Annotated in this window: 9 protein-coding genes; 5 read left to right on the forward strand and 4 right to left on the reverse strand. The window is 56.6% G+C overall.

The window, feature by feature from the left end:
- Positions 1–437 precede the first annotated feature (437 nt).
- The 5 genes from DSM3645_RS16225 to DSM3645_RS16245 all read left to right on the forward strand — a co-directional run bounded on the left by DSM3645_RS16225 (position 438) and on the right by DSM3645_RS16245 (position 10234).
- Entirely contained in the window at positions 438–2009 is a 1572-nt protein-coding gene (locus DSM3645_RS16225; RefSeq protein ID WP_002653319.1) for an alginate export family protein, read from the forward strand.
- A gap of 285 nt (positions 2010–2294) precedes the next feature.
- On the forward strand, positions 2295–3740 hold the full coding sequence (locus tag DSM3645_RS16230) for a sigma-54-dependent transcriptional regulator (protein ID WP_131282630.1): 1446 nt from the start codon (positions 2295–2297) through the stop codon (positions 3738–3740).
- Between the two features lie 21 nt (positions 3741–3761).
- Positions 3762–5897 carry an ATP-binding protein gene (locus DSM3645_RS16235; RefSeq protein ID WP_002653321.1) on the forward strand — a complete coding sequence of 712 codons (2136 nt, stop codon included), beginning with the start codon at positions 3762–3764 and terminating at the stop codon, positions 5895–5897.
- Positions 5898–6014: 117 nt separating this feature from the next.
- Positions 6015–8738 carry a c-type cytochrome gene (locus DSM3645_RS16240; protein ID WP_040351894.1) on the forward strand — a complete coding sequence of 908 codons (2724 nt, stop codon included), beginning with the start codon at positions 6015–6017 and terminating at the stop codon, positions 8736–8738.
- Between the two features lie 32 nt (positions 8739–8770).
- On the forward strand, positions 8771–10234 hold the full coding sequence (locus tag DSM3645_RS16245; protein WP_040351895.1) for a DUF7133 domain-containing protein: 1464 nt from the start codon (positions 8771–8773) through the stop codon (positions 10232–10234).
- Between the two features lie 58 nt (positions 10235–10292).
- Here the strand turns inward: DSM3645_RS16245 and DSM3645_RS16250 are convergent, their stop codons facing one another.
- From DSM3645_RS16250 to DSM3645_RS16265, 4 genes are all read right to left on the reverse strand, one after another.
- Positions 10293–10724 carry a hypothetical protein gene (locus DSM3645_RS16250; protein WP_002653324.1) on the reverse strand — a complete coding sequence of 144 codons (432 nt, stop codon included), beginning with the start codon at positions 10722–10724 and terminating at the stop codon, positions 10293–10295.
- A gap of 123 nt (positions 10725–10847) precedes the next feature.
- Entirely contained in the window at positions 10848–11855 is a 1008-nt protein-coding gene (locus tag DSM3645_RS16255) for a DUF1559 domain-containing protein (RefSeq protein WP_002653325.1), read from the reverse strand.
- Positions 11856–11925: 70 nt separating this feature from the next.
- On the reverse strand, positions 11926–12993 hold the full coding sequence (locus tag DSM3645_RS16260; RefSeq protein ID WP_002653326.1) for a GntR family transcriptional regulator: 1068 nt from the start codon (positions 12991–12993) through the stop codon (positions 11926–11928).
- A gap of 592 nt (positions 12994–13585) precedes the next feature.
- Positions 13586–14482 (reverse strand): hypothetical protein, encoded by an 897-nt coding sequence (locus DSM3645_RS16265; RefSeq protein ID WP_002653327.1) that lies wholly within the window; start codon positions 14480–14482, stop codon positions 13586–13588.
- Positions 14483–14519: the final 37 nt, after the last annotated feature.

Raw genomic sequence — 14519 nt, forward strand, 5'->3', positions numbered from 1 at the left:
CGGCGCTGAAAGCTCGACCTTTAGCAGCTCGCGCACTAAAGGTTCGACATTGGGTCGATTTCATTGCCGATAGCTCTATCGCAAGCGGCGTGCCGTCAGGCCAAAGCACGATTGGCAAATGACGTAAACCCAATCCATACGGATGCTTGTGACAGGTTCCCCACTCCCCTCGCAACAGGCGCGGTGTTGCCCGAATTGCGTTCATACCCGGCATGCCGTGCACTCCCGGGTTGCAATCTGCTAGGAGAAAATAGCGCATTCCCTGGCCACCCCTGATCACAGGGCGCTCACTGCTGTCGGCGTTTACGTCACGCTAGGCAAACTTCGAGGTCCGCAAAGATTTCCATCAATTTTCACCGTTGACATTTCCGAACCTTGCCATAGACGGCCAATTGGCATGGCCGCCCCGTCGTTTCCTTGCGAATCAGGTCATTTTCATGTTCATCGACTCACAAACTCGGTTTTGGCTGCAAAACGCAGCCGTCGCTGGACTCCTGTTTTGGGGAAGCGGCCTGCAGGCGGAAGAGCCCTACTCCTTCGTCTCGCCGTCTGATTTGACGAGCGTCCATCTAGAAGGCGCCGCGACGGAAGCAGTCGCCGCCGACGCGATGGAGTCGATGGAATCGATGGACTACCTCGAGGCAGCCGCCGGCGATGCGATCGTCTGCGACGCCAAGAAAAAGAAAGAGTTAGCCGCCCAAGTTGCCGGCGCGTACAAAGGGGTCTACTACGAGAATAACTTTTCGTACCTGTGCGACCCTTGCTACGACGATTGGCATCTCGGCGAAAACATGAAGCGCATCTGCGTCGGAGATTGCGGCGTCTTTGATCTCGGCGGCGAATACCGAGCGCGCTACCATAACGAAAACAACTTCCGTGGACTCGGTCCCACCGGTCGCGACGACAACTTTTTGCTGCAACGATTGCGGGTTTACGGAAACTACCAAATCAACGACTGGGCGCGCGTTTATGCCGAAATGCTGCATGCGACCAGTGAATTTGAAGACTTCGCGCCGCGTCCGATCGAAGAAAACTATTGGAATCTGCAAAACTGCTTCGCCGACATCAAGTTCCTAGAAACTTGCGAAGGCGAATACTGGGCTCGTTACGGTCGACAGGAACTGCTGTATGGGGCGCAGCGCACCGTTTCGCCGCTTGACTGGGCGAACACGCGCCGCACCTTTGAAGGGGTGAAAGCCTTCTACCGCGGATCGGACTGGGATGTCGACGCGTTCGGCGTTCGCCCGATTTTCCCGACGCGAGACACCTTTGACACGCCCAACTACGATCAGGCGTTCTACGGGATCTATTCCACTTATAAGGGCAAGAAGGACCAGACGCTCGATCTTTATTGGCTCGCCTACGAGAACACGGCGCGACCGTTCAACTATCAGACGTTGGGTTCGCGTCTCAAAGGCAAACGAGGCGGACTACTTTACGAAGCGGAAGCGGCCGTGCAGTTTGGTACGTTCACCGACAACGATCATAGCGCCGGCTTCTACACATTAGGTCTGGGACATGAGTTCTCGGACATCTGCTGGAAACCGACGATCTGGACCTACTACGACTGGGCTTCCGGCGACTCGACCATCGGCAACGGTTACGATCATCTGTTCCCGCTCGCGCACAAATACTTGGGCTTCATGGACATCTTTGGTCGTCGTAATATTACGGACATCAACTTCCTGCTGACCGCCGCGCCCGACCCGAAACTGAAGCTGCTCGCTTGGTGGCACATCTTCAATCGACAAAATGATGAAGACGCCGCCTACAGCGTCGTCATGACTCCGCTGGGGACCAATCCGACGAATCCCTTCACCGGCGGATCCAAATATCTTGGCCAAGAACTCGACCTGATGGCGTCCTACTCGATCTCGGCTCACTCCGACCTGGTGCTGGGATATAGCCACTTTTTTACCGGCTCGTTCTTCGAGAACGCCGCGAACCCCGACTTCCCTTACAAGGGTGACGCCGACTTCTTTTGGGCCCAGTACTCCCTGCGATTCTAAACCCAAAATTCATCTTCATTCACAGCGGATCAACGCCCAGGGTTCTTCTCCAAGAACCGCTGGGCGTCTTCCTTTTGTCGCACAGATTGCCTGAAACTTGGGCAAAAACGGGCTTCTTGTCGATTCGACGTCATCTTCCGTTGGCTCGCAAAACGCGAAATATCAGGGGGATTCCCGGTGATTAAACAACAATCACCTGATCGGCACGCGACTTGCAACAGAAGCAATTCAAATAGGTCGTCTCGACGGAGACCGGTTTGAAATCTCTTGAGCGGAGCTGACGGAGTGCGACGTCCCATGCGAATGCTAGTGATCGACGATGATCCTGGCGTCGCCATCATCGTTCAGGAAGCCCTCAGCGGTTTCGCCATCGAATTTCATTCGGCCGATTGCGGCGCTACCGGCCTGCAGTTGCTCGAGAAGCGGCGACCCGATGTCGTCTTGCTCGATCAGGTGCTGCCCGATTGCTCTGGAATTGAATTGATCGAAAAGATTCAGGCGATCGATTCGCGTCTGCCGATTCTATTCGCGACGGCGCGCTCCTCGAGCGATCTCGCCATCGAAGCGATGAAGCTTGGCGCTTTTGATTTTCTGACCAAGCCGTTTGCCCCAGAAACAATCGCCGAAAAAACGCTCGAAGCGATCGAGAGCCGGCATCTGATGTTGATGCCGGTGCAGTTACCTTCCCAAAGCGAAATCGCCGAAGGTGGGGATCGTCTGGTCGGCGCTTGTTCGGCGATGCAATCGGTCTACAAAGCGATCGGTCGGGCCGCAGCTCACGATGTTCCGGTCTTGCTGCAAGGCGAAAACGGAACCGGCAAAGAGCTGGTCGCACGGGCCGTTTATCAACATGGACAACGTCCCGATCGCCCGTTCCATAAAATCTCGTGCATTGACTTCACCGCGCATTGGCTCGAGAGCGAACTGCTGGGACACGAGCCGAATGCGATGCCCGGCGTGCTGAGCCGACGGATCGGTAAGTTTGAGCAATGCTCGAAAGGAACCATCCTGCTGGAAGAGATCGCCGCTATCCCGCACGCGCTGCAAAGCAAGTTGCTCCGCTACCTGAATGAGAAGCGGTTCGAGCGACTCGGTGGAGACGAAACGATCCAGAGCGACGTCACGATCTTCTTTACCACCAGTTACGACGCCGAAGAACTGGTCGCCGAAGGTCGCTTGAGACCCGACCTCTATTACTTGCTGAGCGGGTTTATCATCAAGTTGCCCCCGCTCCGCGAACGCGAGGACGATCTCCGGTTGCTGGTCGATCATTTTGTGGGTCAGTTCAGCCGCGTCGAACGAATCACCAATATGGGCGCGGTGCGTACGTCCGACGAAGCGTTGCGGCTGCTCACCGAATATAGTTGGCCCGGCAATGTCGCCGAACTACGGAGCGTATTGAGAAGAGCCATGATCGAATCCCAAGGCGCGGTTATCGCCGGAGACTATTTGCGCAAAGCGCTGCGTGAACACGGCGTCGATCGCACGCACGGCGAAGCGCTCGATACGAACTGGGAACATTTTGTTGACGAACGAATCTCCAGCAAGTCGAATGATATATATTCGGAGGCCGTGATTGAGATGGAGCGCCATCTCATCTCGCTGATCCTCCGGCAGACCGGAGGAAACCAAGCGCACGCAGCTCGTTTATTAGGGATCACCCGGACAAGTTTGCGAAAGAAAATCAACTATCTAGGCCTCGAGATCGAACAGTTTCTCGCGACGGCCTGATGACAATACCCCGTTGCCTGCATGCCTACGCCCCCCTTCTCCGCTTCGACGCGCCGCTTGACCACGCTCTATATCGCGGCCCTGAGCATCGTCGCGCTCCTTTCGATCTCTGGCCAAGTTCTCGTCCAGCAATCCATTGATCGTCAGCAAGGGGACTCGACCCTTGTCAATATCGCCGGTCGACAACGGATGCTGAGTCAGCGAATCGCCAAATCGGCGTTGGTGCTGCGCGACCAACCTGATCAGCAAACCGAAGCGTTGCAACAATTGCGGGAAAGTCTGGACCTTTGGAAAGAGTCGCATCAACAGTTGCTCGACCGTGACGCGGCGCAAGCCATCGGCGCCGCCAACAGCTCGACAGTGCTAACGATGTTCGCCGCGATCGAGCAAGATTTTCGCGAAATCCAGACCTCGGCGCGGCGGCTCTTAGAATCGCCTGACGACGAACAAATCGTCGCGCAGGCCGTCGCCAACATCATGCAGCGCGAGCAGCCGTATCTTCACGGCATGGATCGGATCGTCTTTCAGTATGACGAAGAAGCTTCGCTGCGCGTCGCTCGACTGCGACGGATTGAGTCGCTGCTGCTCGGTTTAACGCTCTTCGTCTTGCTGCTCGAAGGTTTGTTCATTTTCCGGCCGGCGGTCGGAGAAATACGCCGCAACCTCGACACGCAATCGCAGATGACCGAGCAACTGCAAACCGCGAAAGTAAAAGCGGAAGAAGCGAATCGCGTGAAGACCGACTTTCTCGCCAAGATGAGTCACGAAATTCGCACGCCGATGAACGCGATCCTGGGATTGTCGCAATCGCTGACCGAATCGATTCAAGATGAACGACAGCGACGTCAAGCGATCGTCGTCAACGATTCGGCGCGCTCGTTGATGTCATTGCTCAACGATTTGTTGGATGTCAGCCGGCTTGAAATTGACGCTCGCAAACCGGTTACCGCCGAGCCGTTTCACCTGGCGTCGCTCATCCGCAGAACGCAGGAAATGTTTGCGTTGCAGGCGCAACAGCAGGGAATCAAGTTTCCGATCCAAATCGATCCTGCTCTAGAGGTGATCGTGCTCGGCGACGAACTGCGTACGCGCCAGATCTTGACCAATCTGATCCAGAACGCTTTAAAGTTTGTCGACGACGGGTTTATCGCGGTCGAAGCGACTACGTCGGCGGAGGACGAAACTTCCCTCTCTGTCAACATCGCCGTCCGGGATTCAGGGCCAGGCATTCCAGAAGATCAACTGGAACGAATTTTCGACGCGTTTTCTCAGCTCGGCAATTCTTCGAATTCACAACGCGGCGTGGGACTAGGTTTGCATATTTCCAAACGCCTAGCAGGCGAGCTCGGAGGACGCCTGACCGTCCACAGCGAAGTCGGCGTCGGCAGCGAGTTTTGCTTGCAGCTTCGCTTCCATCGAAGTGATGCGATTTCGGCCAACGTTCCGGCCGTGCGGATGGCGAACCCGGATCTCAATCTCAAAATCTTGGTGGTGGAAGACATCGAAGCGAACCAACTTGTCCTGCAGGAGATGCTCGACAAGCTGGGTCTGGTCGCCGACTTCGCCAGCGATGGGCGTTCAGCGCTGCACGCATTGCAAATCTCTGCGTATGACGTGGTCCTCTTGGATCTCGAACTGCCCGACATCTCCGGACTCGATGTGGCTCGTCAAATTCGCCAAAAGTTTGACGTCGACAACTTGTGGCTCGTCGCGGTCACGGCGCATGCGGTCACGTCGTACAAGACCTCGGCGATCAAGGCCGGCGTCAACAAGTTTCTTACCAAGCCGATCGGATTTGACGAACTGCGAGTTTGTCTCGCCCAAGCGCCCGCTTCGAAACATACGCCGATCGAGATTACCGAAGGTCTGCGAATGAAGCTGATTTCGCTATTTCTAGAGCACTCTCCGGCGTCGATGAACGAACTTCGGCAAGCCTATCAAGACCAAGATCAGCGCCGCGTCGTCTTCTTGGCGCATCGCCTAAGAGGAATGCTGGTCTACTTTGATCGCCGCGAAACATCCAGCTTACTCGCGCAGTTAGATCGCGAAGATCTTGTACTCTCTAACGATCGCACCGCGGAGATTCTCCACGACTTAGAGATCTCTATCGCGCAGCTGCAACAAGACTTGAGCGCCCAACTCGCTGAGAGCCGCTAGTTTTTGAGGCCGATCGTGGGCAAATAGTTGACAAGCCGGCGCAAGCTGGATGAAATAGGCGACATCCTTCCTCCTGCCTCTTCGCGCTTGCCTTCCTTCGACGAGTTGTGACCGCCTATGTTTCGCAGTAATACCTGCTCCCTGTCCCTCTTGATTCTGCTGTCGGCTTGGTCCGCCGAAATCATTCGCGCCGAACAACCATCTTCGCCGGTGATTCCCGCCTACGAACGCTTTTACGCCGCGGCCCCCACAGGCGACTTCGACGGGGGAAGACTACTCGTGAGCGAGCTGAACTGCGTCGCTTGCCACCAAGCGGATCCCCAGACGGTCGTCGCCCTTTCCAGCAAAACGGCGCCAGATCTTTCCGAAGTCGGAGCACGCGTTCGCTCTGATTACCTTGCTGAATATCTGTCGAACGTACACGGCGCCAAGCCCGGCACGACGATGCCGCAGCCGCTGCGTGATCTCTCTGCAGCGGAGCGCGCTCAAGCGATTGAGTCACTGACCCACTTTCTGGCGTCGACCGGCAGCTTTCGCGAGACGCGGCGGCGGGAAGCGTTGATCGCCCCCGGCAAGGCGCTCTTTCAACAGGTGGGTTGCGTCGGTTGTCACAATCCAGATCCCGGCCAAGGAGAATCCATCGCGACCTCCAAGCCGCTGGGGGATCTCGCGAAAAAATACTCCGTCGGTTCGCTGGCTTCGTTTTTACAAGACCCGCTTCAAGTTCGTCATTCGGGGCGCATGCCTAGTTTGAATCTAAGCGGCGAAGACGCGACGGCGATCGCCCAATTTTTGTTGCCCGATCTCGATCCCTCTTTTCCGTCGAACCTGCGGTACAAGTACTACGAAACCAACCTCAAGACACTGCCGGACTTTGCAAAACTAGAACCAAAGCGATCGGGCGAAGTCGACGGCTTTTCGCTCTCCGTCGCCGCTCGTCAGAACCACTACGCGATTCAATTCGAAGGCTTGTTTGCAGCGCCGCGCGACGGAGAATACGAGTTCTATCTAACCTCGGACGATGGAAGTCGTCTGTTGATCGACGGCCAGGAAGTAGTGCTCAATGACGGAATCCACCCCGAATCGACCCGCAACGGCAAAGTGCGACTGTCGACCGGCAAGCACCCGATCGAGGTTCAATATTTTGACGGCGGGGGACAGACCTCGCTGACGGTCGAATATCGCGGTCCGAAAATCTCGCGTCGTGAAGTCTTTGCGGAACTATCCCTGGAAGGTGCTGACGCCCAAGCGGCCGAAGCCCCCCCCTTTGTGGCCGATCCCGCTTTGATTGAACAAGGAAAACAATGGTTCGCCAAAGCCGGTTGCGCCAATTGTCATGCGATCGATGAGAAAAACCTGCCGCCGCCGACTTTCACGGCCAAGCAGCTCTCGGATTTGAATCTGACAGGCGGTTGTCTGGCCGAAACACCCTCTCCAAAATCCGCGGACTACCACCTGACCACTCAGCAGAAATCGGCGATCCGCACGGCGCTCCAGAAACTGCCGAGCGAAGCAACGTCGCCAGCGCTGACGATCCAGCGGACGATGACGCAGATGAACTGCTACGCGTGTCATGCGCGTGACGACATCGGCGGCGTCGAAGCGGCCCGTAATCCCTTCTTTGCGACCACCCAGCAAGAGATGGGCGATGAGGGGCGCATTCCTCCGCATCTAAATGGAGTGGGGGGGAAACTAAAAGCGGATTGGCTCGCTCATATCCTGAATGACGGCGCCAAAGATCGTCCCTACATGACGACCCGGATGCCAAAGTTTGGAGGCCGGAACGTTGGAAAACTGAAGGATCCATTCGAGCAGCTCGATTCGCTTCCCGCGATGGAAGTCGCCATCGACGATACGCCGGCGCACGTCAAAGCGATCGGACGGCACATGGTGGGGGACAAAGTCTTCGGCTGCATCAAGTGCCATACGTTCGACGGCGTCAAAGCCTCCGGCGTTCAAGGGATCGACATGACGCTGATGACCAAGCGTCTCGATCACACCTGGTTCCATCGCTACGTCGTTAACCCGCCTGGCTATCGTCCTGGTACGCGGATGCCGACTGCATGGCCGAATGGGCAATCGGTGATGAAGAAGATTTTGGACGGGAATACCGAGCAACAAATCGAAGCGATCTGGCGATTTCTCGCAGACGGAACCAGCGCCGCCAAGCCGTTTGGCGTCGGCGGTCAGGTGATCGAATTGGCCTCTTACGGCGACGCGATCATGTATCGCAATTTTATCGAAGGCGCCGGCCCTCGCGCTATCGGCGTCGGTTACGCCGAACATGGCAACCTAGCGATCGACGCGAACGAAATGCGTCTGGCCATGATCTGGCAAGGCGCGTTCATGGACGCTTCGCGACATTGGAGCGGCCGCGGTCAAGGGTTTGAGCCGCCGCTGGGGGACAACATCTATAAGTTCGCCAGCGGACCCGACTTTTTCGCGCTTGCGTCAGAAACGGACGATTGGCCCCAGGGAGACGCCAAACCGCAGGGGATTCAATTCAAAGGTTATCGCTTGGACGAAACGCGTCGCCCTACGTTCCGCTATCACTACGACGGCGTCGATGTGAGCGACTTCTACGAAGCGACTAAAAACGGCGACTTTCCGACCATAACGCGCACGATCCGCTTTGTCGGCAAGCCGAAAAGCCCGCTCTATTACCGCGCCGCCACCGGCGAGATTCAAGACCTGGGCGATGGTCGCTACAAGATCAACAAAACGCTGACGATTCAACTGTCGCCTGGCGACGTTATTATTCGCTCCAACAAACAGGATTTGCTGATTCCGATCCGTTTCCAGAATGGCGAAGCGACCATTCGTCAAACGTACGCTTGGTAGTCACCGGCAATCCCACCACGAGTTATATTTTTATGCACCGCATTATTCTCACACTGTTGACAGTTTGCCTGTGCGCCAGCGTTGCGATCGCCCAGTCGACCGAGCAGAGCAAATACTACCGGACCACGACCTTCGAGATCCCCGAAGATATCGTGCTGGAAGCCGGCGGACTGGACTTTCTGCCTAATGGCGAACTCGCGGTATCGACGCGGCGCGGCGACATTTATCGGGTGACCCATCCCTTCTCGGCCGATCCGGCGAAAGAGTCCGAATTTGAGCCGTTCGCCAGCGGACTGCACGAAGTGCTCGGAATCGCCGCGCGCGATGGCTGGCTTTACGCGACGCAGCGATGCGAGATCTCTCGCTTGAAAGATGAAGATGGGGATGGTCGCGCCGATCTGTTTGAGACGGTCGCCGTGCCGTGGGAAATCAACGGCGACTATCACGAATACGCGTTCGGATCGAAGTTCGACAAAGATGGTTACATTTGGGCGCCGCTCTGCTTGACCGGATCCTTCTCGAGCCAGGTCCCCTTCCGCGGCTGGTGCTTCCGAATTTCGGCCGATGGCGAAGTGATCCCGACGGTGAGCGGCATTCGCAGTCCCGGCGGCATCGGCATCAACGCCCACGGCGATGTTTTCTACACCGACAATCAAGGTCCCTGGAATGGAACCTGCGGCCTAAAACACCTAGAGGCTGGCAAGTTTATGGGGCATCCCGGCGGCAATCGTTGGTATGATCTCGCGCCCAACATGGGGCCCGAGCCGAAGGCGCCCGAGAGCGGCAGCCGCTTTCATCTTGAAGCGGAGAAAATCCCCGAGTATCTCCCCGCCGCGGTCCTCTTTCCTTACGACAAGATGGGCAAGTCGGCCAGCGGAGTTGAGTTGGATCGCTCTGGCGGCAAGTTCGGGCCGTTCGCCGATCAGATGCTGGTCGGCGATCAGTCTCACAGCACCGTGATGCGCGTCTTTATGGAAAAGATAAACGGACGCTACCAAGGCGTTTGTTTTCCGTTTCTCGAGGGAATCGCCTCCGGCACGCTGCCGCTGTTGATGAGCGACTCTGGCAGTCTGTTTGTGGGCGGCACCAACCGCGGTTGGGGTTCGCGCGGCAGCGCCCCGTATTCGTTGGAACGGATCGAGTGGACTGGCGAGACTCCATTTGAAATCGAAGAGATGCGCGCCCAGCCCGACGGCTTTGAGCTGGAGTTCACCATGGCCTACGACGCAAAGTCGGCCATGTCGCCCGACTCGTACCAGCTGACCACCTACACCTACATTTACCAATCGAGCTACGGCAGCCCCGAAGTCGATCACACTGAACCCAAGATCACGCGAATCGAAAAGATCAACGACAAAACGGTGCGGCTTACCATTGACGGCTTGCAGAAGGGTCACGTCCACGAGTTGCACTCGCCCGGCGTGCGCAGCGCCACAGGCGAAAAACTGTGGCACGACGTCGCCTACTACACGCTGAATCAGATCCCGAAGAAGTAACCAAGATGTAGGTCAGGTCTTGGCCTGACCTACACGGAACGAGGCTCCGCGATCCCCGTTAGTCGGTCAGCTTAAAGTCCTTTTCAACCTGCGAGTCCGACTCTGTGATATCAATCTCCAGGTCCGACGTTTCCGCATGCGAATACTTGGTTGGAATGATTTGCGCCCCCTTCGGGGTTGATGAGGAAACGCTCGCAGGATCAACTCCCTCGGGTATCGCCTCCATGGCGACAACCACGACCTTATATCGTCCGACTTCCAACCCCTGATCAGGAGCGGTCTCGTAACGGCCATCGACTAAGTTTGCGCTCACCGCTTTGCCTTGGGTGGTTTCGACGGGAGAAAACCCAATGGTGCCGGTGGTCACCGGTTGGCCGTTGTACTCGACGGCGCCGGATACGGGAACCTGCTTAGGTCCAGCATTCCCCGAACAGCCCGACAACAACGATGCCGCCAAAATAATCGCCAAGAAACTTGGTGGATACCACATGAGAGAACCTGTTATGTAATAAAAGTCCCGGGCCACAGCTGCGGGATGAAGAACCAGAAACCCTTCTGAACCTGCCTACATCGGCAGGTTCAACTTGTAACCATCGCCATCAGGGCCCGCTTGTTAATACTCGCCAAGCGTTTCGCCGCCCCCTTTGGTGCCTAACCGGTTGAACGTGATGATATTGATCGTCTCACCGAGAAAGCGGCAAGACCCGTCCGCCGATAAGAACAAGGCGCCGCCGGGATGCAGACTGCTAAAGCTGCGGTCGTAGTAGCTTGCGAGCGACGCGCCGTACGCCGCGGTTCGCGTGTCGCTGTTGATGCCTTTGATGGTCGATCCTAGCGAGAAGCCTTCCATCCAGTGCCCCAACTGCCAGATATTTCCGTTCTTCGCAGTGGTGCGTTGCTCCCCAACGGCGAGAGTATTAGAGGTTCCGTCCGTTACATCCCGAAACCGGATGGCGCTGGCTCGCATCACAAACATTCCGGGGGATGTTTTCCCACTAGCGCCGTTATGGTCGTTCGAAGCGCCCACAATCGTACAACCGGTGGTCAGAGCACAGGGGCTCGTGGCGGTCGTCGTCGAGCCGGTCGCCGCTGGCCCTGCACAGCCAAAATAACTGGACATCGGACCGGTGTACTTGGGCGTATTGGTCCAGGGACTAGTTGTCGAAGTCAGAGATCCGCCTGGATCGCTAGGGCACTGAAAACCAGAGATGGTTGTCGTAACGGCCGACAAACCTTCCGCTTTCGTCGCCCACGCACTACTTCCTGACCCAGCGATAAATACGCCGCTCGTTCCCATCTCCGTCTTCATCTGATCGTAGATCGCGCTCTGTTCGATGAAGGGGAGCAGAAATCCGCGCCAGTTGTAGACCGACGCGCCGGTACTTGGGCCATCTCCCCAGTTCACCGTGGTAGGAAGCGTTCCCCCATAGGGAAAAACCAAAAATGTATCGTGATAGTTGTGCAACCCGAGACCAATTTGCTTCAGATTGTTCGTGCATTGCATCCGCCGCGCCGCTTCCCGCGCTTGTTGCACCGCTGGCAAGAGCAACGCGATCAAGACGCCGATAATCGCAATCACCACTAAGAGTTCCACCAGCGTAAATCCACTTGGCTTTTTCATAACATCGCCTCAATAACAGATTAGATTGATGATCGAATAGGAATGGAAATTAGGCAGTTGCATGCGACCGCTAGGCGGTGGGCTCGCATAGTTTGACCGATAGACGAATGACCGTTTCAGGAATAGGACCTTGGGCTTGCTCCACGAGTAGTTCAGCGAGTTGTGAGCCGATCGATTCCGAAGAATCGACCGCCCGAATGGACGCCCAAGGCAACTTGGCCTGATTTCGACTGTAGACGTCGGACAGCACGATCGGAATATTTCGAATGCTGGCGCTTTTGGATTGCCGCAGCGATTTCGCAGCCGCTTCGGCGATGGGCTGTGATCGGCAGACTAAACCAGTCGCCTGATGCGTGTGAGCCAACTCATGCGTCGCATGCTGAATCGCCAGTTCGTCGGCCGGCAGGAAGCGTATCGTCAAATCGTTAGGGTGCATTCCCAACTCGGAGGCCGTGTTCCAGATGGAATCCATAAAGGAATGATCCCCAGGCAACACTTGGCTCCGCATCAAGACGCCCATTTTGCGCACCCCTGCTTCGTACAACGAAGTGATGAGCAACTTTCCGGTCTGAACGTGGTCACGATCCACCGAAGGCAACAGATGAATGGAAGGAAAACGGGAACCGAAAATTACTGTGGGAAATCCGCTTGCTTCGAACAAGCGCTGGGAGGTCAATGAAGACCGAGCCAGGATAAAACCTTCCGCCTGCCGCGAACCGGCCGACTTCGCGATCAATTCATTCACCCAGTCCAAGTCGTCGCTGCTGGGAAGGTGATTGAATTCAATTTCCGCGTCCGGCAGCACGCTGCGAATACCAACGATGACCCCATCGGCCATCAGACCTTCCGTCGAGAGATATGACTTATTTACCACCAAGTGAACCCGATCGATGGCTCGGTTCGTCTTGGCATGGAGACCTTCCGCGACAAACGTACCCCGTTTCTGACGGCGATTGAGAACATTCCGTTGCACTAACAGCTGCATCGCCCGCGTCGCCGCTGCGGCGCTCACCCCTAGCATCCGAGCAGCGTCGGCCGTACCCAAATAAGGGTCGCCGGGCTCCAATCCTCGACCGGAAATATCGGCCAGGATCTGCTCAGACAACTGAATTACGCGGGGGATTTTCGTACCGTCCATATGAGTAAATTAATCCTATTTTTAGAAATTGCAATATTTATTTCTAAAGACGCTGAAATTATTTCCGTTGTTACCGAAACTACATTTCGACCACGTTAGAGAGGTCTTTACTTCATATGAAGCTCCATTAGCCCTCAATTCGCCTTTATCGGATGCGAACGAGATGATGAGATCGAACGCGCTTTTCGATAAGAAATTCTGGCTTCCAGGGCTCCTTGTCGCAGCTCTTGGATTGTCCTCCATGGCCTCGGGCCTCGCCGCTCTCACGGCTTGCCGAAACGCTCGATACCGTGCGAACGAGAGGTGCGCACGCACGTGGAGATCCCGGTTCGGCTGCCTCGGATCGAGCTCAGATCAGACGTCGGCGTCGATCTCGCTTGGCCCCGGCAGTCAATTGGGATTCGATGGCAGCCGAACTTGGGACCATAAGCGGATGGTCCCAGCGGGGAACAGCTCTTGTGTCGCGTGAGAGAAAGCGCCCGACGTTGGACTTGGCTGCTTGAGTCGGAAGTTGCGTCGATGCCCCGAACGATCGCTCCGGCCGCTTTCAGGTTTCAGTCGCGAACCTAAACCGACGGCGACAAAGAGGCGACTAGCGAGCTGCCGGCGCTGCGGTTGACGTTAGCTCAGCCGGCGTACGTAGATCGACCACACCGGCCGCGATTTGCGATTCTTGCAGGGCCAACAGCATCCCGATTTTTTGCGCGGCGCTGTTCTCGTGCGCTCGTTCGACGCCGGGGGCGCTGCCCCACATCAGATGCGCACCGTCGGTGGTATGCAGCTCATAGAGATTGTGACCATCCTCGGAAGCAGCAGCGACAATTCGATGAAAATTCAACCGCGACCAGACGCTGCCCAGCGAGTCAGCAATGCGGGCCGCTTCGGTGATGCGAACGTCTCCCCACTCGTTGCCGGGCTTCTTGGTTCCATCCGGAGCGACGCCGCCGAGATTAATGCGCGGGAAGCTTTTGCGATTCGCTTCGAGAAATCCGTTGCCGCGGCCAGGCAAAATCACCCCTTGGCTGTCAACCGGGATTAAACCCCAATCGGCGTCATCGATTTTCATTTTGACTTCGACCATCGCCACCGGTCGCCGGTATTGGATATCGACCAGAACTTTGGTCGGGTAATACTTGACGACACGCTCGACCGATTGGACCCAAGGGTTTTCGGCCGCTTCCACCGCTGCAGCGATTCGTTGGGTCAGATCGCGGTCACGGACGTCAAACGGCTTGTCATCCACAAACAGGACGTCAGCGATTTGCTGCAGCACCCCTTCGGCGATCCACTTTGGCGGCGCCGAAAACGAAATCCGCTCTTTCGTAACCAAGTAGACCTTGTCATCGGTCTGCGACTTAATCGACCGAGACAGCGCGTAGGCGCCCCCAATGAAGAGGATCACCATCAAGGCGCAAATCCAAAGCTGGCGCCCTAGCGGATCGGCAAGACCCAGTCGCGTAGGCGCGGCGTTTCGCGATGGACGATTCACCCCTCGTTGCTCCCTGCTGGTAGAGAAAAGACTGGCC

This window comes from Blastopirellula marina DSM 3645 (genome assembly GCF_000153105.1).
Lineage (GTDB): Bacteria > Planctomycetota > Planctomycetia > Pirellulales > Pirellulaceae > Blastopirellula > Blastopirellula marina.

Bases quoted from the DNA above. Each gene is read 5' to 3' on its own strand.
- DSM3645_RS16255 (WP_002653325.1), bottom strand. From the start codon at position 11,855: ATGAAAAAGCCAAGTGGATTTACGCTGGTGGAACTCTTAGTGGTGATT.
- DSM3645_RS16240 (WP_040351894.1), top strand. From the start codon at position 6,015: ATGTTTCGCAGTAATACCTGCTCCCTGTCCCTCTTGATTCTGCTGTCG.
- DSM3645_RS16225 (WP_002653319.1), top strand. From the start codon at position 438: ATGTTCATCGACTCACAAACTCGGTTTTGGCTGCAAAACGCAGCCGTC.
- DSM3645_RS16250 (WP_002653324.1), bottom strand. From the start codon at position 10,724: ATGTGGTATCCACCAAGTTTCTTGGCGATTATTTTGGCGGCATCGTTG.
- DSM3645_RS16245 (WP_040351895.1), top strand. From the start codon at position 8,771: ATGCACCGCATTATTCTCACACTGTTGACAGTTTGCCTGTGCGCCAGC.
- DSM3645_RS16235 (WP_002653321.1), top strand. From the start codon at position 3,762: ATGCCTACGCCCCCCTTCTCCGCTTCGACGCGCCGCTTGACCACGCTC.
- DSM3645_RS16260 (WP_002653326.1), bottom strand. From the start codon at position 12,993: ATGGACGGTACGAAAATCCCCCGCGTAATTCAGTTGTCTGAGCAGATC.